Origin of the sequence: Marivita sp., from assembly GCF_022763305.1 — a bacterium.
Lineage (GTDB): Bacteria > Pseudomonadota > Alphaproteobacteria > Rhodobacterales > Rhodobacteraceae > Marivita.
The window spans coordinates 36,837-62,570 of the sequence record NZ_JALEGT010000067.1 but is presented as its reverse complement, the minus strand read 5'-3'; the positions used below and the strand labels follow the sequence as shown (position 1 = coordinate 62,570).

The following is a 25,734-nucleotide window of genomic DNA, read 5'->3' as shown; positions in this document are numbered from 1 at the left end:
TCAGGCGTCCTTCTCCGGGCTGGACTCGGCTTTCAATGCCGCTTCCATTTCCTCGGCCTTTTTCAATGCCTCGTCCGCCTCGCGCTTCTTGCGGTCGGCGGCCGCACGGGCGGCACTGGCCTCGATCTTCTTCTTGGCGGCCTCGCGCTCTGCGGACAGCTTGCCGGTGTTGCTCGAGGGATCGACACTGGTCATTGATTTGGCCGCGTCCTTCACCCCGTCCATTGCGCTGCCCAGCGGGTTGGTCGCGGATTTGAACGTCTTCTGAACGTCGCGCATGCCGCTTTCGTCGGCCGCATCGTTCATCGCGCGGCTGAATTCCCGCGCCATGCCACGGGCCTTGCCCATGAAGTTGCCCACCTTCCGGAAGAGCACGGGCAAATCCTTGGGTCCGACGACGATCAACGCCACCACCCCGATCACCAACAGCTCGGCAAAGCCAAGATCGAACATGATGCTTTAGACCTTGTCCTTGTCTTTCGCCTCGTCCGGCGTCACGTCCTTGGCGCTTTCCGCCTTCTGGTCCTCAAGCTCCTGCTTGCCTTCATCCACGCCCTTCTTGAACGCGGTAATGCCCTTGCCCACTTCGCCCATCAGCGACGAGATCTTGCCACGACCGAACAGCACCAGCACCACAACGGCGATGAGCAGAAGGCCCGGCAAACCGATATTTCCGATACCCATGAAGTCTCTCCTTACCGGCAGGCGACCGCCTGCGTTGCATTCCATTGCGGTTATGTAATGACTCGCGCCGCCCGACGAAAGCGCGAAAACACGCCATTTCGGACCGTTTTTGTCAAGAGCTTGTCAGTTGACAGGTTTTTGTCAGTATGTGCGCAGTGCAGCACGGAGATTTCCATGAAACGCAGCGATCGACTCTATGCCCTGATGCACCGACTCAAGGATGGTCGTCTGCACACCGCCGAAGCCATGGCGCAGGATCTTGGCGTCTCGGTGCGGACCATCTACCGCGACATGGAAACCCTCGCGGCGTCGGGTGTGCCCGTCGAAGGCGCGCGCGGGTCGGGATATACGGCACAGGCGATGATCACCCTGCCCCCGCTCAACCTGACCCAGACCGAGCTCGAAGCTTTGCATATCGGTCTGGCGGCGGTGGGCGTTTCGGAAAGTGCCGATCTGGCCACGGCGGCTAAAGCGCTGTCTGACAAGATCGACGCCGTCCTGCCCGAAGATGTGGGCGCCCCTTCCGGCAAGTTCGGCTTTGCCACCTATCCCTTTGCCGAAGCGGCACAGGGGTTTCGGCACATGCCCGCCTTTCGCCGGGCGATCCGCGCGCGGCAGAAACTGCGCCTCGCCCTCGATGGTGACGCCCGCGGCCATATCGTGCGTCCGCTGCATCTGGACTATTGGGGCCGCATCTGGACCTGCATCGTCTGGGACGAAACCGACGACGGCTTTGCCACCTTTCGGATGGACCGCGTGACCGATCTGTCTCCGCTGCCAGGCCTGTTCGTCGACGAGCATGGCAAGACACTGAAGGATTTTCATACCTTGCAGTCCTGAGCGTCTGGTGGTGCACTCTGTCGGACCGCACAGAGAGGCGGCACAGGGAGGACATCATGGGCGTTCGGTTCTTTTCCGACAAAAACCGGCCGGTGCATCTGGGGCCGTTTCCGCTCGAACGGGCGGCACGTGGGCCGATGCCCGATCCGGCGACCGTCCCCCGCCATCCCGGTCTGAGCTTTCACCGCCCCGAGGACCCGGCCTCAATCGTCAACGCCATGGGCGAGTATCAGGCAATGATGGACGCGATCCGCGACGGGTTCGTGAACAAGGTGAAATCCGCCTGTCCGAATGATGCAACAGAACGCGCCAACCACCTGAAAGCATTCTGTTATTTCTCGGACGCCAGCATGGTCGGGATCGGCCCCCTGCTGCCTGAAGCGGTGCTTCCGGAACCCCGATTGAACCCGGATATCGACCGGCTCGCCCATGACCTCAAGACCCGCCAGACCAAGACACTCGCGTCGGGCATCGACCTCATCATGGCCGACCTCAAGGACTCGATGGACGCCCCGCCCAGCACCATCGCCGGGCATCACACCGTTCTGGTGTTCCTGTATGAAAGCCTCCGCGCACCCCGGCGCGGCGAAACCGGCAGCGACTGGATCAAGGACGCCCAACACCACCGCGCCTGCCTGCGGGCCACGGAGACCGCGGTGGTGATCGCGAATTACATCCGCTTGTTGGGATGGGACGCCAAGGCGCACACAGCCACCAGCACGGATGTCGATCTGAATCTCTGCACCGTGGCAGCGGGGCTGGCGCATGTGGACGAGGGCACACTCCGCAATCCGTGGTTGGGCGACCGGTTCGGTGTGGCCATCGTCACCACCAATTTCGACCTGACCCATGACCGCCCTCTTGCGGCGGACCAGCCCCGGTCAAAGACCCATGGTCTGGCCTGGAAACTGGGCACCACCTCCGTCCGGTCGACGCTCAATGGCGATCCCTACGAGACGCGACGCTACGTTGACGGACCCCACCCGTTCGAAACGCTGAAGCGCGTCGATTTGCCCACCACCTATATCGACGAAGCCAACGTGCCCCGCGTGCCGAAACGCACTGACATGTTCGCCCGCGCGCAGTTCGGTGACATGGGCAAGAAACTGCAGGATGGCGCAAAGGGCGGGTATTACGCGCGCAAGGCGGCCCCCTCGTCGGCGCAGCGGCGGATGCTCGGCGCCTTTGTGTTGTTGCAGGACGGGCCCCCTGAAAATGGCACGCGCCCGGAAGATGCGCAAAGCAATGCCAATGCTATCAAGGCAGCAGGCTATTGGCTGGGCGTCGACGCACTTGGCATCAGCCGCTGCCCGGACTGGACGTGGTACAGCCACGACGCGCGCGGGGACCCCATCGACCCACCCCATGATCAGGCGATCAGCATCATCATCGACCAGGGCTACGCGACCATGGACGGCGCATCCGGCGACGACTGGATCAGCGTGGCGCAATCCATGCGCGCCTATCTGCGGTTTTCCCTGCTGGGCGGCGTGCTCGCCAAACAGATCCGCAATCTGGGCTACAGCGCCAAGGCGCATACGGTGCTCGATGGCGAAGTGCTCCAACCCCCGCTCCTCCTGCTCTCTGGTCTGGGCGAGGTCAGCCGGATTGGTGAGGTCATCCTCAATCCCTTCCTTGGGCCGCGCCTCAAATCCGGCGTCGTGACGACGGACATGCCGCTCGCGCATGATAAACCCATAGACTTCGGTCTGCAGAGCTTCTGCGAAAGCTGCAACAAATGCGCCCGCGAATGCCCGTCGGGGGCGATCACCGCCGGGCCGAAGCTCATGTTCAACGGATACGAGATCTGGAAATCGGACAGCCAGAAATGTGCCACCTACCGCATCACCACCGAAGGTGGCGCAATGTGTGGGCGCTGCATGAAGACCTGCCCGTGGAACCTCGAAGGGCTGTTCGCCGAAAAGCCGTTCCGCTGGGCGGCGATGAACCTGCCCAAGGCTGCACCTCTGCTGGCCAAACTGGACGACGCGGCGGGGCGTGGCGGGTTGAACCCGGTGAAAAAATGGTGGTGGGACCTGGAGTTGCAGGACAACGGCAGCTACGCGCCCACCACCCACCCGGTCAATGCGCGCGATCTGCAAAAGGACCTCGACCTGAAATACGAGGACCAGACGCTAGCCGTCTACCCGGCCCCACTCGCCCCGCATCCCTACCCCTATCCGGATCCGATGGACCGTGAGGCGGGGATCGAGGCCTATACCAAAATGGTCAGCGCCAAGGAGCACAAGCAGCGGCTGGCCAAGGGCGACACCTCTCATCTGCACCGCCCCAAGGACGCATCCGACAGCCCCGTGGTTCCGGTCGTGGTGAGCAAGGTCGAGAAGATGTCGGCCTCTGTGACCAAATACGAATTCCGCCATGTCGACGGGCATGACCTGCCGGAATGGAGCGCCGGCGCGCATCTTGATCTGGTGGTGGCACCGGAGTTCCTGCGGCAATACTCCATGTCGGGCGATCCGGCGGATCGGTCGGTCTACCAGATCGGCGTGCTGCGCGAGGATCAGGGGCGCGGTGGCTCTGCCCTGTTGCACCGGATCTTTGCCGAAGGGCGACGGGTCTTCGTGTCGAACCCCATCAACCATTTCCCGCTGGTCGAGGACGCGAGCTTCACATGGCTGTTGGGGGGCGGCATTGGCGTCACCCCGATGATCGCCATGGCGCATCGGCTGCACGCGCTGGGGCGGCCCTTTGCGCTGCATTATTCGCTGAAAACGCGCGCCGAGGCCGGGTATCTGCACGATCTGGCCCGCGTGCCCTGGGCCGACAAGGTCCATATCCATGTCAGCAATGAGAACACCCGCGCCGATCTGGAGGCTCTGATCCCCGACTATGCGGAGGGTCAGCACATCTACACCTGCGGGCCTGATCTTTACATGAACGCCGTGATGCAAACCGCTGAGCGCAAAGGATTTCCGGACGAGGCAAGGCATCTGGAATACTTCGCTGTACCGGAACTGCCGGAGTATGAAAACCACCCGTTCACGCTCAAACTCAGCGACGGGCGCAGCTTTCATGTGCCGGCGGATCAGACGGCGACGGATGTTCTCAACGCCAATGGTGTGGCGGTGGACGTGAAATGCTCGGACGGGATTTGCGGGGTGTGCAAGGCGCGGGTTCTGTCAGGCGCGGTCGAGCATCGGGATTTCGTGCTGTCCAAGGCGCAACGGCAGGACACGATCATCCTCTGCCAGTCGCGCGCGGCCGAGCCGGATGGAGAGATCACGATCGAATTGTAAGCAGTTGAAATCCTTCAAAGGATTTCGCCAAACTCTTCGAAGAGTTTGGCTGCGCCCGCCGCGAAAGGGGGCGCAGCCAGATGGCTTTAACTGTCGGCTTCGGGCATCAGACCTTCGGTCTGCGCCACCGCCAGTTCATCCGCATTGATCAGGCCGTCCCCATCGGCATCCACCGCCATGAACGTGTCCGTCGTGACTTCGGGCAGGATGGCCTGCACCTCTTCATAGGACAGCATCCCATCCTGATTGGCATCTGCGGCCATGTAATCGGCGGCGAAGGCGGCCACAGGCAGCGTGACGAGGCCAGCGGCGATCAGTCGGGTCAGTGTCAGTGTCATGTTGGTCTCCAATTTGGTCCTTGGTGATGAAGCGCCGCGTCCTGCGGCCTTCACGGGGTATGAGGGGCAAACGCGCCCCCGCATCCCGGCCCCGTCCCGCCGTGGCGCAGACCTGCCCAAACCCGCCCATCGGCTGCGCAAACCACCGCGCAAATTGCGCTGCGTTCCGCCATCGGCGGAAACCCCCGGGATGGCCGGGGAATTCCCCGCCGTCATACTGCGCGCCATGGATATGCATGACCTTTCCCGCCTGCGCGCCCGCGCCCGTCGCCTGACGCGCAGCCCGCAGGATGCCGAAGACCTCTGCCACGAGGTCTGTCTGGCGTTTCTGGAACGCAAGGCTCTGGGCGCACGCATCGCGCGCCCCTTGCCCTACATGATGACCGCGCTGCGCCATGCCGCCGTCGCGCGGTCGCGGCGGCTGGCGCGTGAAGCGCCGCTGGACGACGGCGCTGAACCCCAGGTCGGTGACGCGGCGCTGGCCTGTCTCTGTTCCGAGGTGCTGGCGCATCTGGATCACCTGCCCGCCCCGGACCGCGCCTTGTTGCGGCGGGTGGCGTTCGAGGGGGTCACGCCCTCTGAACTGGCCGAGGAGATGGACGTGCCCGTGGGGACAATCATGTCCCGGCTCGCCCGCGCCCGTGCGCGCCTGCGGGAGGTCGCGGGGATTGCGTCGGTGTTTTGATCTTTCGCCCGACGGCACGTCGGGCCGCCCCCGACCGCCCCCACGGGCGGGGGCTACACACCCACCCGCGGTCGGGGTCAGCCCTTTGCGCTCAATAACAAAAAAAGGGGGCCGCAGAGGCCCCCTTTGAAGTTTCGCTCGTCAAGCTCTCAAGTTGTACACCGCTCGGAATAATCTTGCCTGCGGCCCGACGCGCGTCAGAGGCGGGCGCACCCGCCTCGTGACTGGTTGAAAATTGGCGATTAGTTCAGTTCGAAACCCGTCGCGATCTTTGCAAGATACTTGAGGCTGCTCTTGTGTTTAGGATCAAGATAATCACTCTCGAAAAAACAAGCCGTTAGTTCATGACCTTCGTGATAACACTTTAGTTCGCCGCGGTTTGCTCGGTGTCTATTCAGGAAGCCGTAGGGAACAAAAACGACACCATTTTTCGCCTTTGCCTTATCTACGCAGCACCTTGCTTTGCCGATGTGGAATTCAACAAACTCTTCCATCAGCTACACCCGCTCGTGGCGCCACAGGTGTTGCACTTCATGCAGGTGCCGTTGCGCACCAGCGTGTAGTTGCCGCAATCGCCGCAGGCCTCGCCTTCGTAGCCCTGCATCTTGGCTCGTGTGACCGCCGTCATGGCGGGCACCGACGCGCTGGACTTGGCTGTAGCCACGGCTGTCGCCACGCCGCCGGTCTCCGGCACCAGCGTGTTGAGCGCCGTCACCGCATCCACTCCGCCGCCAAAGGCCACGGCCCCGGTCTGGCCGCCCTGCAGCACGATCAGTTCCTGCGGCAGGCGCTTGCGCAGGTAGCCGGTGGAGCTGATCTGCTTGAGCACTTCGAGCGAGCGGGAGGCTGCGGTTTCGGAGAGTTCCTTGACGTTGGACACGCCCTCTTCCTCGCCCCGGCCCAGATCGTCGAAGGTTGCGCCTTCGGGTTTCACATGGGCCAGATCGGTGCGGTCGAGATAGCTGACAGCGAGTTCCCGGAAGATGTAGTCGAGGATCGAGGTCGCGTTCTTGATGCTGTCATTGCCCTGCACCATGCCCGCCGGTTCGAACTTGGTGAAGGTGAAGGCATCGACGAACTCTTCGAGCGGCACGCCATACTGGAGACCAACCGACACCGCGATGGCGAAGTTGTTCATCATGGCCCGGAAGCCTGCGCCTTCCTTGTGCATGTCGATGAAGATCTCGCCAAGGGAGCCGTCTTCGTATTCGCCGGTGCGCAGGTAGACCTTGTGCCCGCCGACGATGGCCTTCTGGGTGTAGCCCTTGCGGCGCTCCGGCATCTTGGTGCGCTGGGACTTGATGATCTCCTTGATGACCACCTTCTCGACGATCTTCTCGGCCAGCACCTGTGCCTTTTCCTGCGGCGAGCCGGATTCGAGCACCTCTGCCGCCTCGTCGTCGTCCTCGACCAGCGCCGCCGCCAAGGGTTGGGACAGTTTGGAGCCGTCGCGATAGAGCGCGTTGGCCTTGGTGCCCAGCGACCAGCTCAGCTCGTAGGCTTTCTGGCAGTCCTCGATGGTGGCGTCATTCGGCATGTTGATCGTCTTGGAGATCGCACCCGAGATGAAGCTTTGTGCCGCCGCCATCATGGTGATGTGGCTTTGCACCGACAGGAAGCGCTTGCCTTTCTTGCCGCAGGGGTTGGCGCAATCGAAGACCGGGTAGTGTTCAACCTTCAGGTGCGGCGCGCCTTCCAGCGTCATTGTCCCGCAGACATGGTCGTTGGCGGCGTCGATCTCCGCCTTGGTGTACCCGAGGTGACGCAGCAGGTCGAAGGTCGGATCGTTCAGCTTATCCGCCGGGATGCCCAGCACTTCGCGGCAGAACTCTTCGCCCAGCGTCCACTGGTTGAACACGAAACGGATGTCGAAAGCCGAAGCCAGCGCCTTGTCCACCTTTTCGAGCTGTGCCGGGCCAAAGCCGTGGCCTGCCAGCGAGGTGTGGTTGATACCGGGCGCGTTGCCGATGGTGCCGTGGCCCACGGCGTAGGACACGATCTCTTCGATCTGCGCAGAGCCGTAGCCCAGCTTTTCCAAGGCCGCCGGGACCGACTGGTTGATGATCTTGAAGTACCCGCCACCGGCGAGTTTCTTGAACTTCACCAGCGCAAAGTCCGGCTCGATGCCTGTGGTGTCGCAATCCATGACCAGACCGATGGTGCCTGTGGGCGCGATCACCGTCGCTTGCGCGTTGCGGTAGCCGTGCTTTTCACCAAGGCGCAGCGCCTCGTCCCAGCTTGCCATCGCCAGATCGACCAGAGTGCTGTCCGGGCAGTTGGCGTGATCGAGCGGAACCGGCTTGACCGACAGGCCTTCATACCCATCCGTCGCGCCATAGGCGGCATTGCGGTGGTTGCGGATCACGCGGAGCATGTGATCGGCGTTCTTCTTGTAGCCCGGGAAGGCCCCCAGCTCTCCGGCGATTTCCGCGGATGTCGCATAGGACACACCGGTCATGATGGCGGTCAGCGCACCACACAGCGCGCGGCCTTCGTCGCTGTCATAGCTGTAGCCGAGATTCATCAGCAGGCCGCCGATATTGGCATAGCCCAGACCCAGCGTGCGGAAGTCATAGGACCGCTGCGCGATTTCTTTGGATGGGAACTGCGCCATCATCACCGAGATTTCCAGCGTCAGCGTCCAGAGGCGGACGGCGTGCGTGTAATCCTCGGACTGGAACACCCCGTCCTTGAGGAAGGTCAGCAGGTTCATCGACGCGAGGTTACAGGCCGTGTCGTCGAGGAACATGTATTCCGAACACGGGTTGGAGCCGCGAATCTCGCCATCCGCCGGGCAGGTGTGCCATTCGTTCACGGTGTCGTGGAACTGGATGCCCGGATCGGCGCAGGCCCAGGCAGCGTGGCCCACATCTTCCCACAGCTTGCGGGCCTTGATCGTCTTGGCGACGCTGCCATCGGTGCGGCGGAGCAGTTCCCAGTCTGCGTCATCCTTGACCGCCTGTAGGAAAGCATTGGTCACGCGGATCGAGTTGTTCGAGTTCTGGCCCGACACGGATGCGTAGGCTTCAGAGTCCCAATCGGTGTCGTAGGTCGGGAATTCGATCGACGCATAGCCCTGCCGCGCGTAATCCAGCACGCGCTTGATGTAGGTCTCGGGGATCATGACGCCTTTGGCCGCGCGAATTGCGTCCTTCAAGGCATTGTTTTTCTTGGGGTCATAGGCGTCTTCTTCCAGCCCGTCCCATGCGCCGATTGCCTTGAAGATCCCGTTGAGCATCTTCTCGTGCATCTTGGAGCCTGCGACGATGCTGGCGACCTTCTGCTCTTCCTTGACCTTCCAATTGATGAATTCCTCGATGTCCGGATGGTCGGCATCGCAGATCACCATCTTGGCCGCACGGCGCGTGGTGCCGCCGGATTTGATCGCACCGGCTGCGCGGTCACCGATCTTGAGGAAGCCCATGAGGCCCGAGGACTTGCCACCGCCCGAAAGCGGCTCATTCGCGGCGCGGAGCGAGGAGAAGTTGGTTCCGGTGCCCGAGCCATATTTGAAAAGACGCGCCTCGCGGACCCAGAGGTCCATGATGCCACCATCGCCCACCAGATCGTCTGCCACGGACTGGATGAAGCACGCATGGGGCTGCGGGTGTTCGTAGGCCGAGGAGGACTTGGTCAGTTCGCCTGTCTTGTAGTCGACATAGAAGTGGCCCTGGCTTGGCCCGTCGATGCCGTAGGCCCAGTGCAGACCGGTGTTGAACCATTGCGGGCTGTTCGGAGCGGCCTTCTGCGTGGCCAGCATGAAGCGCATCTCGTCGTAATAGGCCTGCGCGTCTTCCTCGGTTGTGAAATAACCGCCCTTCCAGCCCCAATAGGCCCAGGCCCCTGCCAGACGGTCGAACACCTGCTTGGAGGACACTTCGCCGGTGCGCGGCGTGTCGTCGGCCTCTGGTACGGAGCGCCACAGGAAGCTGGGTACGTCCTTTTCCTTGACCTTCTTCAGGGCAACCGGGACACCCGCCTTGCGGAAATATTTCTGTGCGATGACATCGCTGGCGACCTGGCTCCAGCTGGCCGGCACTTCGACATTGTCGAGTTTGAAAACCACGGACCCGTCAGGATTCCGGATTTCAGAGGTGGTCGAGACAAACTCGATCCCTGCATATGCGTCCTGCCCAGATTTCGTAAATTTTCTTTCGATTTTCATCGCACCGGTCCGTTTTTTGTGACTACGCCATGGCCCTTGCAAGGCCGCGACAGGCACGAGCATTCCGGCCCCGCGTGGCATGCACGCAGGAAAGCGCCTCAAAAGCTGTTAACCGGTGTTCCCGTCCCTGTTGTCGACCCTGACACTATATGTTGTGGTTCCCCGAGCCGACCCGCACAAATTGACGGGAACATCACGGAGTCGTCAATACGTTTTTTGCAGATTTGGACATAGATTTTGGGTTGACCGGCACCGCGAACACAATGGGTGGTGATTCAGCTGTGGATGATCCCGGGAAAGGTCTGTGGATAAGTGAAGGGATAAAAAATCCTGTCCGCACAGAAAGTTATCCACAGGCATTCGGACCCCGCTTGAACCCTCCGCGGCACGCTGTGGCGCAGATGGGGTGCACCGTCCCGAATCTCGGATCGGGGACGCCTTGTGGCCAGCAGGACACGCACAACCCGTGCAGGCCCGGATCGCCGCGATATGACGGAGCAATGGTATCGGAATGAAGATTGGTCGGGACGGCAAGATTCGAACTTGCGACCTACGGTACCCAAAACCGTCGCGCTACCAGGCTGCGCTACGCCCCGACTTGCGCGTCGTTTACCGACCGTCGGCAGGATTGGAAAGCGGTTTTTTCCAGCCGCGTCAGGACGCGCAGGCCCAGCTTGCAATCTCGTCCAGAATCGCAGGATGACGCATCTGCGTGCCGACGTCGATACCCAACCGATCGGCCATGCCGCCATTGATTTCCAGCACGAACTGGATGTTTGAGCCGCCAGGAATGGACGTGAGGTCCCCCGGCACCGCGTTCTCATGCACGCGCTGCACGACGCCGCTGCCATCGGCAAAGAGCATATCGAGCGGGATCAGCGTGTTCTTCATCCAGAACGACACGGATTGTTCGCGGTCATAAACAAAAAGCATGCCGCTCATCGTCGGCATACTTTCCACGAACATCAAACCGCGTCCGCGCGACTCGGGCGTGTCCACGACCTCGACCGAAAACCGCGCGCTCCCCCAATCGCCCCGCAGGAACACGACATCATCGCTGCAGGCCGGATCGGCTGCAGCTGTCGATGCCACAATCGCGAGAAAACCGCTTAGGACAGACCACTTTCCCATGGGAGTACCTCGACCGCCATGCGCCCGCGGCTGCTCTGGATCGAGCGCAACGCCAACGCCTCGCCCGGAAACAAATCCGAAAGGCCGGAACGGCGCAAGACCTCGACATGGATAAAGATGTCCTCGGACCGGCCATACACATTGGCAAATCCGAATCCCTTGGCCTTGTCGAACCACTTGACCCGTGCAGGCTCAAGCGGTGCGGCCGCCAGTTCTTCCGCCGAAACACCGCTGAAATCCTCCAGAGGTGCAATGCCGGACTGTTCAGGCGGCGTGATATTCAAGACTTCGACGGCCTGAAGGCCGCGTGTGGTGGTTTGAACCACGACTTCGATACGCGCTCCGTCTGCGACGGAACCTTGGCCGTAATTGCGAAGTACGTTTGCATGCAGCAAGATATCAGGCCCTCCCTCGTCTGAAACGAGGAAGCCGAAACCTTTGGCTGGGTCAAACCACTTCACTTGGCCCGCAACGCGCGCGCCAGGCTGTTGTGACTGTTCCACGACTCTTTCCAACATCAAATTCCCACCACAGTGTGCGGTGCCCCAACCTTAGTTGCAAGTATAAGAAAAAAAGTGGGAATTTCATCCCCGCATTTCACGTGACGTGAATGTCAAGGGTTCAACCTACTGATTTCCCATGTTATTTTTTCATCCGACTTCGTCCAGCGAAACCGGTCATGAAGACGAAACGCCCCATCTGCCCAAAATTCGATCTCGGTCGGATGAATGCGGAATCCCCCCCAAAACGCCGGACGCGGGGGATTTGTTCCAAGTTTTGCAGTAAGCTGGGCCACTTCGGCCATCAACTCGGTGCGGGATCCCAGAGGCTGCGACTGGCGTGACGCCCATGCGCCGAGGCGACTCTTGAGCGACCGTGACGTGTAATACTCGTCCGCCTGTTCGCCGTCTTCGCGGGTCACGGTGCCACGCACCCGGATCTGACGCCGCAAGGATTTCCAATGAAGCACAAAAGCCGCTTTGCCGGAGGCGGAAATCTCCTGCCCCTTCACGCTGTCATAGTTCGTGTAGAAAACGAACGCGTCCGCCTCGATTTCCTTGAGCAGCACCATCCGCACATTGGGCATGCCGTCAGCATCCACCGTCGACAGCGCGATGGCATTGGGGTCGTTGAGTTCCGACGCTTCGGCTTCTGTCAGCCAGCGGCGCGCGATGTCGAACGGATCATCTCCTGCAAAAATTCCAGAGCGATCACTCATAGTAACCTCCAGTTGAAGCGTGCGCGGTAACGCACAACTCGGGCATTGTCCACCACGACGTCGTGTCACGAAATCGCGATGCCGAATTGGTCCCATTGACAGCCTTGCCGCGCAAGGCGGCATCGCCTAAACGGAAGGCATACAGACCAAGAAGGGGCGTGGCACCATGAAAACCGAAATAATGGCCGGAAAGCGTGGGCTTATCATGGGCCTTGCCAATGACAAGTCGATCGCTTGGGGCATCGCCCGCACCTTGGCGGATGCGGGGGCGCAGCTCGCCTTCTCCTATCAAGGCGACGCGCTCAAGAAACGGGTGGATCCGCTGGCAGCGCAACTTGGGTCGGATATCGTTCTGCCCTGCGATGTCGGTGACGCGGCCTCGATTGATTCTCTGTTCGAAGGTCTGAAAGAGCATTGGGACAGCCTTGACTTCGTGGTGCATGCCATCGGCTTTTCCGACAAGAACGAACTGCGCGGCCGCTATGTGGACACCAGCCGCGACAATTTCATGATGACCATGGACATCTCGGTCTATTCCTTCACCGCCGTGATGCAGCGCGCGGAAAAGATGATGACCAATGGTGGCTCGGCCCTGACCATGACCTATTACGGCGCGGAACGGATCATGCCGCATTACAACGTGATGGGCGTGGCCAAAGCCGCGCTGGAATCCTCTGTGCGCTACCTGGCCGAAGACCTCGGCAAGGATGGCATCCGCGTCAACGCCATCAGCGCCGGCCCGATCAAGACGCTGGCCGCCTCCGGCATCGGTGATTTCCGCTACATCATGAAGTGGAACGAATACAACTCGCCGCTCCGCCGCAACGTAACCATCGACGACGTGGGCAAGTCGGCGCTTTACCTGCTGTCCGATCTCGGCTCCGGCGTCACCGGCGAGACCCACCATGTCGATTCCGGCTACCATGTCGTCGGCATGAAGGCGGTCGACGCACCGGACATGAGCAAGGAATAAGCCATGACCACGGCGCAGCTCATCGCGTTCAACCTCACGCTGCTGGCGGCGATGGCCGCGCCGGGCCCGGCGCTGCTCTATGCGCTGCGCCAATCCGTGGCGGGTGGCTTCGCAACCGGAGTTGCGACCGGTGTCGGGCTTGGTTTGGTCGCCGCCCTCTGGACAGGTGCGGCGCTTCTGGGCCTCAATGCGGTCTTCGCGCTTGTGCCCTGGGCCTATCTTGCGCTGAAGACCGCAGGCGCGGCCTACCTGATCTGGGTCGCGATCCAACTCTGGCGTCACGCGCACACACCCGTGGCCGACAGCGCGCGTCCCGGCGCGCGGGCGTTCCTGGGGGGCGTGTTGGTCAATCTGGCCAACCCCAAATCAGTGCTTTTTGCAGGGGCGGTTCTGGTGGTGATCTTCCCCCCGGACCTGACGCTTGCCCAGAAGGGCCTGATCGTTCTCAATCATTTCATCGTCGAAGTGATCGTCTACACCCTGTTTGCCGCCTTCCTGTCCAGCGCCCCCGCCCGCGCCGGATACCTGCGGCTCAAACCGATCATCGACCGCACCGCCGCCGTGATCCTTGGCGCGCTTGGCCTGCGCCTGCTCTTCGGCCGCTGACCCTTTGAAGGAGCCAACCATGACCGACCGCCTGCCCCACGAAAAAGGCTTCCACGTCAGCTGGGACCAACTGCACCGCGACGCCCGCGCCCTTGCTTGGCGGCTTCAGGGCGAAGGCCCAGACGAAGGCGGCTGGCGCGCCGTTGTCGCCATCACCCGCGGCGGCATGGCCCCGGCGATGATCGTGGCCCGCGAGCTCGACATCCGCATGGTCGATACGATCAGCGTCAAAAGCTACAACCACCAGACCCAATCCGAACCCAAGGTGATCAAATCGCCCGATATGGACGTGGTCGGCGACGGCACCGGCGTGCTGGTGGTGGACGATCTGGTGGACACCGGGCGCACGCTCGAAGTGGTGCGCAAACACATGCCGAACGCCCATATCGCCACCGTCTACGCCAAGCCGATGGGCCGCCCGCAGGTGAACACCTACATCACCGAAGTCAGCCAGGACACGTGGATCTTCTTCCCGTGGGACATGGCGCTGCAATATGTCGAACCCTATCGCGGCAAGGACTGACCCGGCTTCTCTGGTTCCCAAATACTTCGGGGGAGTCCGCCACAGGCGGACGGGGGCAGCGCCCCCAAACCCAAAAATACAGCGCGCCGCAGGCGCACAATGTGGAAAGACAGGCATGACCTCACGCACCCAGACCACATTCGCCCCTCCGGTCATGGAAGCCCGGCGCTGGCTGGCTGGCGTGACCTTCCCGGACAACCAGCCCCTGATCAACGTGAGCCAGGCCGCTCCGGTCGAGCCGCCGCCCGCGCCCCTGCGTGCCGCCATGGCCGAGGCACTGGACCTGCCCGAAACGCATCTCTACGGCCCGGTGCTGGGCCTGCCTGCCTTGCGAACCGAACTCGCCGCGCAATGGTCGGCGCATTACCACGGCACCGCCACACCGGATCAGGTCGCCATCACCTCGGGCTGCAATCAGGCCTTTGCCGCGATCATCACGGCGATCTGCACCGAAGGGGATGAGGTGATCCTGCCAACCCCATGGTATTTCAACCATAAAATGTGGCTCGACATGTCCGGCGTCACCTCGGTCGCGCTGCCGACCGGTGCTGACCTGATCCCGGACGCCGAGATCGCGCGCACCCTGATCACGCCGCGCACCCGCGCCATCGCGCTGGTCACACCGAACAATCCCGGCGGCGTCGAATACCCGGCCGAGACGCTCTCCGCGTTCTTGGCACTCGCCCGCGAGACCGGCATCAGGCTGATCGTCGACGAGACCTATCGCGACTTCGACAGCCGCCCCAATCCGCCACACAGCCTGCTGTCGGACCCCACCTGGGACGACACGCTGATCCAGCTCTATTCCTTCTCCAAGGCCTACCGCCTGACCGGCCACCGCGTCGGCGCGATCATCGCTGCACCGGCTCTTCTGGCCGAGGTCGAGAAATTCCTAGACACCGTCGCCATCTGCCCCTCGCAACTTGGCCAGCGCGCAGCGCTCTGGGGCCTGCAAAACCTGGGCGATTGGCTCGCAGGCGAACGGGCCGAGACCCTCGATCGCCGCGCGGCGATCCATGACTACATGCCTCTGATCGAAGCAAAAGGCTGGCGGCTCATGGGGTGTGGTGCCTATTTCGCCTATCTCGAACATCCCTTCGCCGAAAGCAGCGCCACCTTGGCCCCGAAACTCGTGCAGGAGATCGGCGTGCTCGCCCTGCCCGGCACCATGTTCACCCCGGACAGTGACCCAAGCGGCGCACGCCAATTCCGCGTGGCGTTCGCCAATGTCGACCGGGCCGGGATCGAGGCGCTTTTCACCCGTCTGGCCAGCCTCGACTGGCCCCTTGCGACCCCAGTCTCTGCCGCGTAGACACGTCGCACGAACTCACACCTAAGCAAGGGGCACACCTGCATGGCCATGGGCAAAGGCAAGCTCTCGAAGACGTTCATCTGGATCCTGATGGGGCTTCTCATCGTCGGGCTTGCGGGCTTCGGCGCCACCAGCCTGTCGGGCACCGCACGCAGCGTCGCCACGGTCGGCGACAAGGAAGTGTCGACGGACGCCTATCTGCGAACCCTGCGCACCGAGATCAACGCCTTCGCCGCGCAGGCCGGTCGCGCCGTGCCGATGTCCGAAGCGCAGATGCTCGGACTGGACCGGCAGGTGCTGGCTCAGCTGGTCACCGCCCGTGGCCTCGACAACGAAGCGGCGCGCATCGGCATCTCGGTCGGGGACGACGTGGTGGCGGACCAGCTCTTGCAGGTGCCCTCGTTCCAGGGGGCCGATGGCAGCTTCAACCGCGAAGCCTACAGCTTTGCCCTGCGCAACCAGGGCCTGTCGGAATCCGAATTCGAGGAACAGCTGCGCGATGACACCGCGCGCACCATCCTGCAAAGCGCGCTCATCGCGGGAAACACCCTGCCCAATACCTATATCGACACGCTGCTGGCCTATACCGGTGAAACCCGCGACTTCACCTGGGCGCGTCTGACCGGATCGAACCTGCAAACCGGCCTGCCGGAGCCGTCGGACGCTGATCTGCAGTCCTATTACGACGACAACATCGCCAACTACACCCTGCCCGAGCTCCGGGACATCACCTATGCGTGGATCACCCCCGAGATGCTTGTCGACACGGTCGAGGTGGACGAGGACACGCTGCGCGCCGCCTATGAAGAGCGGTTCGACGAATTCAACCTTCCCGAACGGCGCCTTGTCGAACGGCTGGTCTTCAGCACCGAAGATGCCGCAGCCGACGCCGCCGCGCGCCTCGGTGACGACTTTACCTTTGAAGCGCTTGTTGCCGAGCGCGGCCTCGCGCTGGCCGATATCGACATGGGCGATGTCACCCGCGACGGGCTGGGCGACGCGGCCGATGGCGTCTTCGCCGCAGAGCCCGGCGAGGTCGTGGGCCCCCTTCCGTCCTCGCTTGGACCGGCGCTCTACCGTGTGAACGCCGTGCTGGACGCGCAATCCACCCCGTTCGAAGACGCCCGCCCCGATCTGCGCGGCGAACTGGCACTTGACCGGGCCCGCCGCGTGATCGAAACGCTGGCTCAGACGATCGACGACGAACTGGCAGCCGGCGCCACGCTGGAAGAGATCGCCAACACCACCGAGGCCGAACTGGGCCAGATCGACTGGTATCCCGGTGCGGATGGCGCGATCGCCGCCTATGACGCGTTCCGCGAGGCGGCGGCCCAGCTGGATGAAGGCGATTTCCCCGAGGTGATGCAGCTTGGCGATGGTGGCGTGTTCGCCATGCGCCTCAACCGCATTCAGCCCCCCGCGCCGCAGGCGCTGGACGAGGTGATCGACCAGGTCCGCCAGGGCTGGGACACCCGCGAACAGACCGCTCAGCTGATGGCTCAGGCCGAAGAGCTCGCAGCCTCGCTGGTCAATGGCAACAGCTTCGAAGATCTGGGTCTGACCCCGCAACCTGAAACCGGGCTGGGCCGCAATGCGCAGATCGCAGATCTGCCTGCCGGCCTGCTGTCCGCCGTGTTCGAAATGGGTGTCGGCGACACCCGCGCCGTCGCAGGGATCGGCGAGGTCATCCTGCTCAGGCTCGACGCCATCACCCCGGTCGACCGCAGCGATGGCGATATCGAACTGCTGGCACAGGCGCTGCGCAATCAGGCCTCCAACAGCATCGCCGAAGATCTGTTCCGCGCCTTTGCCACCGATGTGCAGCAGCGCGCCGGGGTCGAAATCAACCAACCCGCGATCAACGCGGTCCATGCCTTGATCCAGTAAGACAGATGGCCAGCCTGACCCCCGATTACGACAGCTTCGCCCGCGCCTACGAGGCCGGCGAGAACCAGGTCGTCTATGCCCGCCTTGCCGCCGATCTCGACACGCCGGTGTCGCTGATGCTGAAACTCACCGGGGCCGCCAAGGATGCCTTCGTGCTGGAAAGCGTGACAGGCGGTGAAGTGCGCGGGCGCTATTCGATCATCGGCATGAAACCCGATGTTATCTGGCAGTGCCACGGCACCGAGAGCCGGATCAACCGCGCCGCGCGGTATGACCCTGACGCGTTCGACCCGCTGGAAGGCGATCCGCTCACCACCCTGCGCGCGCTCATCGCCGAATCGAAGATCGACCTGCCTGCGGACCTCCCACAAGCGGCGGCGGGTCTGTTCGGCTATCTCGGCTATGACATGATCCGGCTGGTCGAACATCTGCCGCATATCAACCCCGACCCCCTTGGCCTACCCGATGCGGTCATGATGCGACCGTCCGTGGTGGCAGTTCTGGACGGCGTCAAGGGTGAGGTGACTGTGGTCTCTCCGGCATGGGTCAATGACGGGCTGTCCGCCCGTGCCGCCTATGCGCAGGCAGCCGAGCGGGTGATGGATGCGGTGCGCGATCTCGAGCGCGCCCTGCCGCAACAGGCCCGCGAGATGGGCGAAGCCGCCGACATCCCCCCGCCCGTGTCGAACTTCACCCATGAGGGCTACAAACAGGCCGTCGAAAAGGCCAAGGACTACATCCGCGCGGGCGACATCTTCCAGGTCGTCCCCGCACAGCGCTGGACGCAGGACTTCCCGCTGCCGCCCTTCGCGCTTTACCGATCGCTGCGGCGCACCAACCCGTCACCCTTCATGTTCTATTTCAACTTCGGCGGCTTCCAGGTGATCGGGGCCAGCCCCGAGATCCTCGTGCGCGTCTTCGGCAACGAGGTCACCATCCGCCCCATCGCTGGCACCCGCCCGCGCGGCGCGACACCTGCCCAGGACGACGCGCTCGAGGCCGACCTGCTGGCCGATCCCAAGGAATGCGCCGAACACCTGATGCTGCTCGATCTGGGCCGCAACGATGTGGGCCGTGTGGCCAAGATCGGCACGGTGCGCCCGACCGAGAAATTCATCATCGAACGCTACAGCCACGTGATGCACATTGTGTCCAACGTGGTGGGCGAACTCAGCCCCGACCATGATGCGCTTTCGGCCCTTCTGGCGGGCCTGCCCGCAGGCACGGTCTCCGGCGCGCCCAAGGTCCGCGCGATGGAAATAATCGACGAGCTGGAGCCGGAAAAACGCGGCATCTATGGCGGCGGTGTCGGCTATTTCAGCGCAGGTGGCGACATGGACATGTGCATCGCGCTGCGCACCGCGCTGGTCAAGGACAAGAAGCTCTACATACAGGCCGGTGGCGGTGTCGTCTATGACAGCGATCCGGAAGCGGAATATCAGGAAACCGTGCACAAATCGAACGCGATCCGCCGTGCCGCCGCAGACGCCGCGCGCTTTACCGGCAACGGCAATTCCTGACCGGAACCGCACACCCAGTCCGTCTTCTTCGGTTTCAAAATACTTCGGGGGCTTTGGGGGCAGCGCCCCCAATGGGCTTTGCGGCCTGAAGGGCAGCAAAGCTTGAACCTGTGCGCCGAAGGCGCTCAAATCAACTTGAAGATGCCCGCGCAAACCCTTGCAAACGCTCGATCATCGCCCGCAACCCGTTAGACCGCTGCGCCGACAGATGGTCGTTCAATCCCAGCCGCCCCAATTCGGCCCGCGCGTCGATGGCAGCGACCTCGGAAGGCGGCAACCCGTTGTATAGCTTGCGCAACACAGCGATCAGCCCGTTGACGATCATCGCATCCGACTCGCCTTCAAAGACCACCACACCGTCTTCGATCTGCGGATGCAGCCAGACCTGACTGGCGCAGCCCTCGACCTTGGTGGCCGGCACTTTGAGCGCGTCGGGCAGTGGCTCCATCGCCTTGCCCAACTCGATCACCATCCGGTAGCGGTCTTCCCAATCGTCCAGAAATTCGAAATCCTCGACAATCTCTTCAAAAGCGGCGCTCGCCATCGCGGTCTCCGGGTCTCTGTCCTTGTGTTCCCCGAACACCTAGGCAGGGACGGCACAAAGGTCCAGCCCGGGCTTCGCGCTTTTCAACGGCGGCGCAATCGGTTACGTCGAAGACAGACAGGCAGAGGGACCGACCATGCGCAAATCCGTGACGCTCTTGATCCTTGCAACCGTGACGTTGACGGGGTGCGCCACCATCAGCGAGTCGCGCCTCAACCCGTTCAACTGGTTCGGCCGCAGCGAGGCCGATCCCGCGGCGGTGGCCAATGCGACGGTCAATCCCCTGATCCCCCAGCGTCGGGCATCCGTCTTCCTCGACAACCGCCCCGAAGTCTTTGCGGGTCGCCCGATCGCCGAGGTGACGGAGCTTTTGGTCGAACGCCGCCCCGGCGGGGCCATCATCCGCGCCACCGGCGAGGCCAATCGCCTCGGGCCATTCGACGTGCGCCTGATCCAGGACGAGGCAGCCAGCGACGAGGGCACACTGGTCTATGATCTCAAGGCCTTGCAACAGCCCGGCCCGCGCAACACCAACCCGCGCTCGCGTCAGGTAACGGTGGGCCTCTGGATCACCGATCAGGACCTGGCCGGCATCCGCACCATCACCGTGCGCGGTGCCGAGAATGCCCGCAGCGTGCGGCGCTGACCCGACTTACAATTCGATGATCTGAACCTGCTTGCCCTTCGCGGCAAGCCCGACATGCCCGTCGCAGAGGCGCAGCGCGTCATGGCCAAAGACCTCGCGCCGCCAGCCCTGCAGCGCGGGCACATTACGGTCGCCCGCCGCCAGCGCGTCGAGTTCCGCAGACGTGGCGATCAGCTTGGACGCGACGCCTGACGCCTCGGTCTTGGCCTTGAGCAGCACCCGCAGCAGATCGGCCAGGGCGGGGTTCACCTGCGGCGAAGGTCGGTTGTCATCCTGCGACGGCAACTGATCCTTGGGCAGGCTCTGCGCCCGGTGCACCGCCTCGAGAATGCCGTTGGCGATCTCACCCTTGCGCGCCTCGCGCAGCAAAAGCCGAGACCGGCCCAGATCGGTCATGTCCTTGGGTTTGGTCGAGGCCAGCTCGACCAGCGCGTCATCCTTGAACACCCGGCTGCGCGGAATGTTGCGCTCCTGCGCATAGGCTTCGCGGAACCGCGCGAGTTCCTTGACGAGCGCAAGGAAGCGCGGCGCATTGGAGCGTGTCTTCACGCGCATCCACGCATCCTCGGGTTTCGTGACATAGGTCGCAGGATCAAGCAGCGTGGCGATCTCTTCCTCGACCCAGCGGTCGCGCCCGGTTTCAGCCAGTTTCTTGCGGAGGAATTCGTAGATCACCCGCAGATGGGTCACGTCCGCCAGCGCGTAGGCGGTCTGACTGTCCGACAGGGGCCGCCGCGACCAGTCGGTGAAGCGCGAGGATTTGTCGAGCGACTGCTTGGCAATCTTGCGCACGAGGGTCTCGTAGCCGACCTGTTCGCCGAACCCCGCGACCATCGCCGCGACCTGACTGTCGAACAGCGGTTCGGGGATGACACCATGGTCGATATAGAAGATTTCCAGATCCTGCCGCGCGGCGTGAAACACCTTGACCACGTCCCGGTTGCGGAAGAGCTCCAATAATGGCTCCAGTGACAACCCGTCCACAAGTGGGTCGACCAGAACCGCATCGGTCTTGCCGTCACCGCGAAAGGCCAGCTGAATCAGGCACAGCTTGGAGTAATAGGTCCGTTCGCGCAGGAATTCCGTGTCGACGGTGACATAAGGGGTCTGGGCGGCGCGCTCGCAAAAGGCGTCAAGCTCGGTCGTGGTCGTGATGATGTGCATGTCTCGGGTCGTTCGTTCTTCTTGTTCTGTCGGCACCCCGACTTGCGTATAGCCCAAATGCCGGGCTTTGCCTAGCGGGGGCGCCTCTGCCGTCAGGGCAGGTCGATGCGGGTCCGGTCACCGGCCGCAAAACGGCGCAGGATCAACGGGTAAAGCATATGTTCCTGCACCAGCACCTTGGCGGCCAGCGTGTCGGCGCTGTCCTCGGGTGCAATGGGCACCCGGGCCTGCCCGAGCACCTGACCGCCGTCCAGCTCTGCCGTAACCTCGTGTACGGAACAGCCCGCCTCGGCATCGCCCGCATCGATGGCGCGCTGATGGGTGTGCAGCCCTTTGTACTTCGGCAGAAGCGACGGGTGGATGTTGAGCATCTTGCCCTGCCAGCGCGTCACGAAACTTTCGGTCAGCACCCGCATGAAACCGGCAAGGCAGAGGATGTCGGGACGAGCCTGATCCAGCACATGGGTCAGCGCGTCCTCAAATGCCGGACGGTCTGATCCGAACGGCCGATGGTCCACCACTGCCGTGGGGATGCCGTGCGCCCGCGCCTTCTCCAACCCACCCGCATCGGCGCGGTTGGACAGCACAAGCACAGGCCGCGCCGGGTGATCCCCGGTCATGTCCTCGACCAGCGACACCATGTTGGAGCCACCACCCGAAATCAGGATCGCAACCCGTTTCGTCAAAGCAACGTGCCTGTGTAAGCCACACCCGGCGTGCCGGTCACAGAGCCGATCCGCGACACGGTCTCGCCCGCCTCCTCCAGAACCGCTGTCAGCGCGTCGGCGCGGTCTGCAGCGACGACGACGATCATGCCGATGCCGCAGTTGAAGGTCTTGAGCAGTTCCGCCTCGGCCATTCCGCCGGTTGCCGCCAGCCATTTGAACACCGGCGGCAGGTCCCATGCGGAAAGGTCAATCTCGGCACCCATGTCTTCGGGCAGCACGCGTGGCAGGTTCTCGGTCAGGCCACCGCCGGTGATATGCGCCAGCGCATGCACGCCGCCCGCCTTCACCGCCGCCAGCGCCTGTGTCACGTAAAGCCGCGTCGGCGTCAGCAGCACCTCGCCCAGCGATCCGTCGGCCCAGGGGCAGTCCGCCTCCCAACCAAGGCCGGACACCTCCACCAACTTACGCACAAGGCTGTATCCGTTGGAATGCACACCGTCCGAAGCCAGACCCAGCAGCACGTCGCCCGTCGCCACCCCCGACGGAAGGTCCGTACCCCGCTCCATCGCGCCCACGGCAAAGCCAGCAAGGTCGAAATCGCCGGCCGGATACATTCCCGGCATCTCGGCCGTTTCGCCACCGATCAGCGCACAGCCCGACCGCGCGCATCCTTCGGCAATACCTTCGATCACCCGTGCCGCCGTGTCGGTATCGAGCTTGCCTGTCGCGAAATAATCGAGGAAAAACAGCGGCTCAGCGCCCTGGCAGACCAGATCATTCACACACATCGCCACAAGGTCGATGCCCACGCCATCCACATGGCCCGTATCAATCGCAATCCGCAGCTTCGTGCCCACGCCATCGGTCGCGGCCACCAGCACCGGATCGGTAAAGCCTGCACCCTTGAGATCGAACAGCGCGCCAAAGCCGCCCAGCCCGGACATCACACCGGGCCGCGCCGTGCGCTTGGCCGCGGGTTTGATCCGCTCCACCAGCGCGTTGCCCGCGTCGATATCCACACCCGCATCCGCGTAGGTGATGCCGTTCTTGCCGTCTGTCATGCTGCACCCTCCGAAGGTCGCGCGTGCCTTAGCGCAGCGACGAACACGAGTCCATCATCCCTGTGCCGCGCCTCTTGACGCGCCCCGGTTGTCTGCTACAGAAACACACATGGCGGGCCTGTAGCTCAATTGGTTAGAGCAGAGCGCTCATAACGCTTTGGTTGCGGGTTCAAGTCCTGCCGGGCCTACCATTCTCGTCACACACCACCAGTCCAGATGCGGGTGCCGCCACGACACGCCGCGTTCTGGCCGGTTCAGATATGAAGCGGCAGAGGCATGGTCATGAACATGTGGCTCAGATGGATTTTCTGCATGTATCCGGGCCAATCCCAGTTCGGTCCGGGACAATTGTGATTGGTGGTCGCGATCTCCTGATGGCCGAGGATATGCGTGCGATCTATGGGGACAGAGTATTTGTGGCAGAGATAGCGAACGAGAACCGCTGACGAGCAGTACTGGACATCTGTCGGGCTTTCTCCACTTCGATTGCTGGCACCGTGTTCGATCCCGATGCTGCGTTCGTTCGCACTGGACCCGGCATGGTGAGCGCGGTCCTTCTCCCGCACCATCTGAAAGATCTCGCCTTCCTGCCCGACGACATAATGGCTCGAGGTCCTGTTCGCGTTTCTGTCGGTTGCAAAGGTGCTGATCGCGCTCGAGATATTCGGGCCACCGGTGATGTGTATGACAATCCGGTCGATGTCGGCAGCGGTTCTGTTCGATACCGTGAAGTTGGTCGAAGCCGCAGGAACAAACCCTTCTGCCCAAGGGTACTCGGCGGTATGGCCTCGTCGTTCGTAGTACCCCGAGTCCAACGCCCTCCGCCACCAGGGTTTAGCCATGTCCGGCCTCCTGATCGATCTGGAAAGATGATCCAGAGTGCGCGCGCAGGTGACTTCAGTCAAATCCTTGCTGCACAGCATCGCGATTTGGGCGACTTCTGGCGCATCACCGGCCAGGGATATCGACTTACGCCTTGAGTGAAGCCCGCCAGCGCAGCGCATCCGCGATCATCTTGGGCACGTCCGGGTGCAGGCCGATGGGATCAAGGACGACACCCTCGAACCCCGATGCCGCGACCGCCTCGGGCAGATCGTCGAGCACGTGGCCGCGCTTGGCGGCGAAGAACGGCAGGCAGATGGCGTTTGCCCCCAGACCGGACAGCGCGTTGGTCAGGGAAGGCTCTTCCTCGACAAAGCCGCAGCGGACGGACCTTGGCCCGAAATCCTTGGCCACGCGGTCGGCAAAGGCGCGGGTGGCCTCGGACACGCGCCGGGATTTGCCCGAGCCGTGGCCTGCGATGACGAGGTCGGTTCCGTACGGCTCGAACCCGTGATCCGTACAGACCCGCCGCAGCCAGTTCGCAGCGAGCATCGGCAGGGTGCAGTCCAGACCAAAGCTGACCAGTTGCGGCCCCACGCCATCCGCCAGCCGCTTGGGCAGTTGCACCTGCGTGAACCAGCCATCGGCCATGAACATCGGATAGATCAGCGCCCCGGGGCGGTCTGCCGACAGCGCCTCGATCCGGCCCTCGGCGGCCAGCGTCACGCCTTCCACCCGCGCCTCGGGCAGATGCGCCGCAACGGCCGCCGCAAGCGTTGCGATTTCCGCCTCGCCCACATCCGGGTCCGAGGGCTGGCCGTGGCTGACGATCAGGGCATCGAAGGTCATGAACGTCTCCGGGGTTGCTCCTGACGAGACTTAGCGCGGGGCCATGCGGATGGCACCATCCAAGCGGATCACTTCGCCGTTGAGCATCGGGTTCTCGACGATATGGCGCACCAAAGCCGCGTATTCGCTTGGACGACCCAGACGCGAGGGATTCGGCACCTGCGCGCCAAGGCTGTCCTGCACCTCCTGCGGCAAGCCTTCGAGCATGGGTGTCTTGAAGAGCCCCGGCGCGATAGCGCAGACGCGGATGCCCAGTTGCGCCAGATCGCGCGCCATCGGCAGGGTCATGCCGACCACCCCGCCCTTGGAGGCCGCATAGGCCACCTGCCCCACCTGCCCTTCAAAGGCCGCGACAGAGGCGGTGTTGACGATGACACCGCGCGCCCCGTCCGCATCCAGGCGGTCGTTCGCGGCCATCAGCGCCGCTGCTTGCGAGGCCACGTTGAAGGTGCCGATCAGGTTGACATTGATCGTGGCGATAAAGGGCTTCGGGTCATGTGCTGCGGCTTTCGACACGGTCTTGGCGGCAGGCGCAATGCCTGCACAGTTCACCGCGATATGGGCGGCGCCATAGGTGGTTTTGACAGCCTCCATGGCGGCGGCGACGCTGGCGGGGTCGCTGACATCGGTCTTGACGAAGGTGCCCCCCAGAGCTTCGGCCTGCGCGGTGCCAGCCGCCTCGTTCATGTCGAGAAGAACAACCTTTGCCCCGGCGTCGGCCAGAGCGGTTGCGGCGGCGGCCCCGAGGCCGGATGCGCCGCCCGATACGATGGCGACGGTGTTTTCGGTGATGATCATGTGCGCTCCCTCTTCCCCTTAAAGTCACAGGTGGTGATGCCT

General features: G+C 63.1%; 25 protein-coding genes and 2 tRNA genes. 11 read left to right on the top strand and 16 right to left on the bottom strand.

From position 1 onward, the window contains the following. Positions 1 to 453 carry a Sec-independent protein translocase protein TatB gene (tatB, locus tag MRY75_RS13430; protein ID WP_292308520.1) on the bottom strand — a complete coding sequence of 151 codons (453 nt, stop codon included), beginning with the start codon at positions 451 to 453 and terminating at the stop codon, positions 1 to 3. 6 nt (positions 454 to 459) lie between these two features. Next, positions 460 to 684, bottom strand: coding sequence for a twin-arginine translocase TatA/TatE family subunit (locus tag MRY75_RS13425; protein ID WP_292308519.1), 225 nt, complete (start codon positions 682 to 684; stop codon positions 460 to 462). Between the two features lie 174 nt (positions 685 to 858). Here MRY75_RS13425 and MRY75_RS13420 point away from each other — a divergent pair, with 174 nt between their 5' ends. Beyond that, the gene (locus tag MRY75_RS13420) at positions 859 to 1,524 is read left to right on the top strand and encodes an HTH domain-containing protein (RefSeq protein ID WP_292308518.1); all 666 of its coding nucleotides are present in this window, start codon (positions 859 to 861) and stop codon (positions 1,522 to 1,524) included. A gap of 56 nt (positions 1,525 to 1,580) precedes the next feature. Continuing rightward, positions 1,581 to 4,781, top strand: a complete 3,201-nt coding sequence (locus MRY75_RS13415; protein ID WP_292308517.1) for a 2Fe-2S iron-sulfur cluster-binding protein — start codon at positions 1,581 to 1,583, stop codon at positions 4,779 to 4,781. 86 nt (positions 4,782 to 4,867) lie between these two features. On the opposite strand, the gene MRY75_RS13410 is transcribed toward MRY75_RS13415, so the two are convergent. Then, positions 4,868 to 5,119 (bottom strand): hypothetical protein, encoded by a 252-nt coding sequence (locus tag MRY75_RS13410; RefSeq protein ID WP_292308516.1) that lies wholly within the window; start codon positions 5,117 to 5,119, stop codon positions 4,868 to 4,870. Here MRY75_RS13410 and MRY75_RS13405 point away from each other — a divergent pair. Next, positions 5,118 to 5,804: an RNA polymerase sigma factor gene (locus MRY75_RS13405; RefSeq protein ID WP_292308515.1), complete on the top strand. Its 687-nt coding sequence runs from the start codon at positions 5,118 to 5,120 to the stop codon at positions 5,802 to 5,804. The two genes, MRY75_RS13410 and MRY75_RS13405, sit on opposite strands and share 2 nt — an antisense overlap. 242 nt (positions 5,805 to 6,046) lie before the next feature. On the opposite strand, the gene MRY75_RS13400 is transcribed toward MRY75_RS13405, so the two are convergent. From MRY75_RS13400 to pdxH, 6 genes are all read right to left on the bottom strand, one after another. After that, positions 6,047 to 6,298, bottom strand: a complete 252-nt coding sequence (locus MRY75_RS13400; RefSeq protein ID WP_292308514.1) for a hypothetical protein — start codon at positions 6,296 to 6,298, stop codon at positions 6,047 to 6,049. Further along, the gene (locus MRY75_RS13395) at positions 6,298 to 9,969 is read right to left on the bottom strand and encodes a vitamin B12-dependent ribonucleotide reductase (protein WP_292308513.1); all 3,672 of its coding nucleotides are present in this window, start codon (positions 9,967 to 9,969) and stop codon (positions 6,298 to 6,300) included. Before MRY75_RS13395 ends, MRY75_RS13400 begins: the two co-directional genes overlap by 1 nt. Before the next feature lie 519 nt (positions 9,970 to 10,488). Then, positions 10,489 to 10,565, bottom strand: a tRNA-Pro gene (locus MRY75_RS13390). A gap of 58 nt (positions 10,566 to 10,623) precedes the next feature. Beyond that, on the bottom strand, positions 10,624 to 11,100 hold the full coding sequence (locus tag MRY75_RS13385; RefSeq protein WP_292308512.1) for a DUF192 domain-containing protein: 477 nt from the start codon (positions 11,098 to 11,100) through the stop codon (positions 10,624 to 10,626). Further along, positions 11,079 to 11,618: a cold-shock protein gene (locus MRY75_RS13380; protein ID WP_292308511.1), complete on the bottom strand. Its 540-nt coding sequence runs from the start codon at positions 11,616 to 11,618 to the stop codon at positions 11,079 to 11,081. Before MRY75_RS13380 ends, MRY75_RS13385 begins: the two co-directional genes overlap by 22 nt. Positions 11,619 to 11,713: 95 nt before the next feature. Continuing rightward, positions 11,714 to 12,319, bottom strand: coding sequence for a pyridoxamine 5'-phosphate oxidase (pdxH, locus tag MRY75_RS13375; RefSeq protein WP_292308510.1), 606 nt, complete (start codon positions 12,317 to 12,319; stop codon positions 11,714 to 11,716). Between the two features lie 166 nt (positions 12,320 to 12,485). Here pdxH and fabI point away from each other — a divergent pair, with 166 nt between their 5' ends. From fabI to trpE, 6 genes are all read left to right on the top strand, one after another. Beyond that, positions 12,486 to 13,292, top strand: a complete 807-nt coding sequence (fabI, locus tag MRY75_RS13370) for an enoyl-ACP reductase FabI (protein ID WP_292308509.1) — start codon at positions 12,486 to 12,488, stop codon at positions 13,290 to 13,292. 3 nt (positions 13,293 to 13,295) lie between these two features. Next, the gene (locus MRY75_RS13365) at positions 13,296 to 13,898 is read left to right on the top strand and encodes a LysE family transporter (protein WP_292308508.1); all 603 of its coding nucleotides are present in this window, start codon (positions 13,296 to 13,298) and stop codon (positions 13,896 to 13,898) included. A 19-nt stretch (positions 13,899 to 13,917) separates the two neighbouring features. After that, positions 13,918 to 14,421, top strand: a complete 504-nt coding sequence (gpt, locus tag MRY75_RS13360; protein WP_292308507.1) for a xanthine phosphoribosyltransferase — start codon at positions 13,918 to 13,920, stop codon at positions 14,419 to 14,421. Positions 14,422 to 14,536: 115 nt separating this feature from the next. Then, positions 14,537 to 15,733, top strand: coding sequence for an aminotransferase (locus tag MRY75_RS13355; protein WP_292308506.1), 1,197 nt, complete (start codon positions 14,537 to 14,539; stop codon positions 15,731 to 15,733). Between the two features lie 42 nt (positions 15,734 to 15,775). Next, positions 15,776 to 17,620, top strand: coding sequence for a peptidyl-prolyl cis-trans isomerase (locus MRY75_RS13350; RefSeq protein ID WP_292308505.1), 1,845 nt, complete (start codon positions 15,776 to 15,778; stop codon positions 17,618 to 17,620). 5 nt (positions 17,621 to 17,625) lie between these two features. Further along, positions 17,626 to 19,140 (top strand): anthranilate synthase component I, encoded by a 1,515-nt coding sequence (trpE, locus tag MRY75_RS13345; protein WP_292308504.1) that lies wholly within the window; start codon positions 17,626 to 17,628, stop codon positions 19,138 to 19,140. Positions 19,141 to 19,270: 130 nt separating this feature from the next. Here trpE and MRY75_RS13340 read toward each other — a convergent pair whose 3' ends face one another. Continuing rightward, positions 19,271 to 19,684, bottom strand: coding sequence for a SufE family protein (locus MRY75_RS13340; protein ID WP_292308503.1), 414 nt, complete (start codon positions 19,682 to 19,684; stop codon positions 19,271 to 19,273). 136 nt (positions 19,685 to 19,820) lie between these two features. Between MRY75_RS13340 and MRY75_RS13335 the strand changes: the two genes are divergently transcribed. Further along, positions 19,821 to 20,330, top strand: a complete 510-nt coding sequence (locus tag MRY75_RS13335) for a hypothetical protein (protein ID WP_292308502.1) — start codon at positions 19,821 to 19,823, stop codon at positions 20,328 to 20,330. A gap of 6 nt (positions 20,331 to 20,336) precedes the next feature. Here the strand turns inward: MRY75_RS13335 and rnd are convergent, their stop codons facing one another. From rnd to purM, 3 genes are all read right to left on the bottom strand, one after another. After that, the gene (gene rnd / locus MRY75_RS13330) at positions 20,337 to 21,494 is read right to left on the bottom strand and encodes a ribonuclease D (protein WP_292308501.1); all 1,158 of its coding nucleotides are present in this window, start codon (positions 21,492 to 21,494) and stop codon (positions 20,337 to 20,339) included. 92 nt (positions 21,495 to 21,586) lie between these two features. Beyond that, on the bottom strand, positions 21,587 to 22,180 hold the full coding sequence (gene purN, locus MRY75_RS13325; RefSeq protein ID WP_292308500.1) for a phosphoribosylglycinamide formyltransferase: 594 nt from the start codon (positions 22,178 to 22,180) through the stop codon (positions 21,587 to 21,589). After that, complete coding sequence (gene purM / locus MRY75_RS13320; protein ID WP_292308499.1) at positions 22,177 to 23,223, bottom strand: phosphoribosylformylglycinamidine cyclo-ligase; 1,047 nt, start codon at positions 23,221 to 23,223, stop codon at positions 22,177 to 22,179. Before purM ends, purN begins: the two co-directional genes overlap by 4 nt. 114 nt (positions 23,224 to 23,337) lie before the next feature. On the opposite strand from purM, the gene MRY75_RS13315 reads away from it, so the two are divergent. Further along, positions 23,338 to 23,414, top strand: a tRNA-Ile gene (locus MRY75_RS13315). A 63-nt stretch (positions 23,415 to 23,477) separates the two neighbouring features. Here the strand turns inward: MRY75_RS13315 and MRY75_RS13310 are convergent. From MRY75_RS13310 to MRY75_RS13300, 3 genes are all read right to left on the bottom strand, one after another. Beyond that, positions 23,478 to 24,065, bottom strand: a complete 588-nt coding sequence (locus MRY75_RS13310; protein ID WP_292308498.1) for a peptidoglycan recognition family protein — start codon at positions 24,063 to 24,065, stop codon at positions 23,478 to 23,480. A 127-nt stretch (positions 24,066 to 24,192) separates the two neighbouring features. Next, positions 24,193 to 24,894, bottom strand: a complete 702-nt coding sequence (locus MRY75_RS13305) for a CbiX/SirB N-terminal domain-containing protein (protein ID WP_292308497.1) — start codon at positions 24,892 to 24,894, stop codon at positions 24,193 to 24,195. 30 nt (positions 24,895 to 24,924) lie between these two features. Continuing rightward, positions 24,925 to 25,692, bottom strand: coding sequence for an SDR family NAD(P)-dependent oxidoreductase (locus MRY75_RS13300; protein WP_292308496.1), 768 nt, complete (start codon positions 25,690 to 25,692; stop codon positions 24,925 to 24,927). Between the last annotated feature and the right edge of the window lie 42 nt (positions 25,693 to 25,734).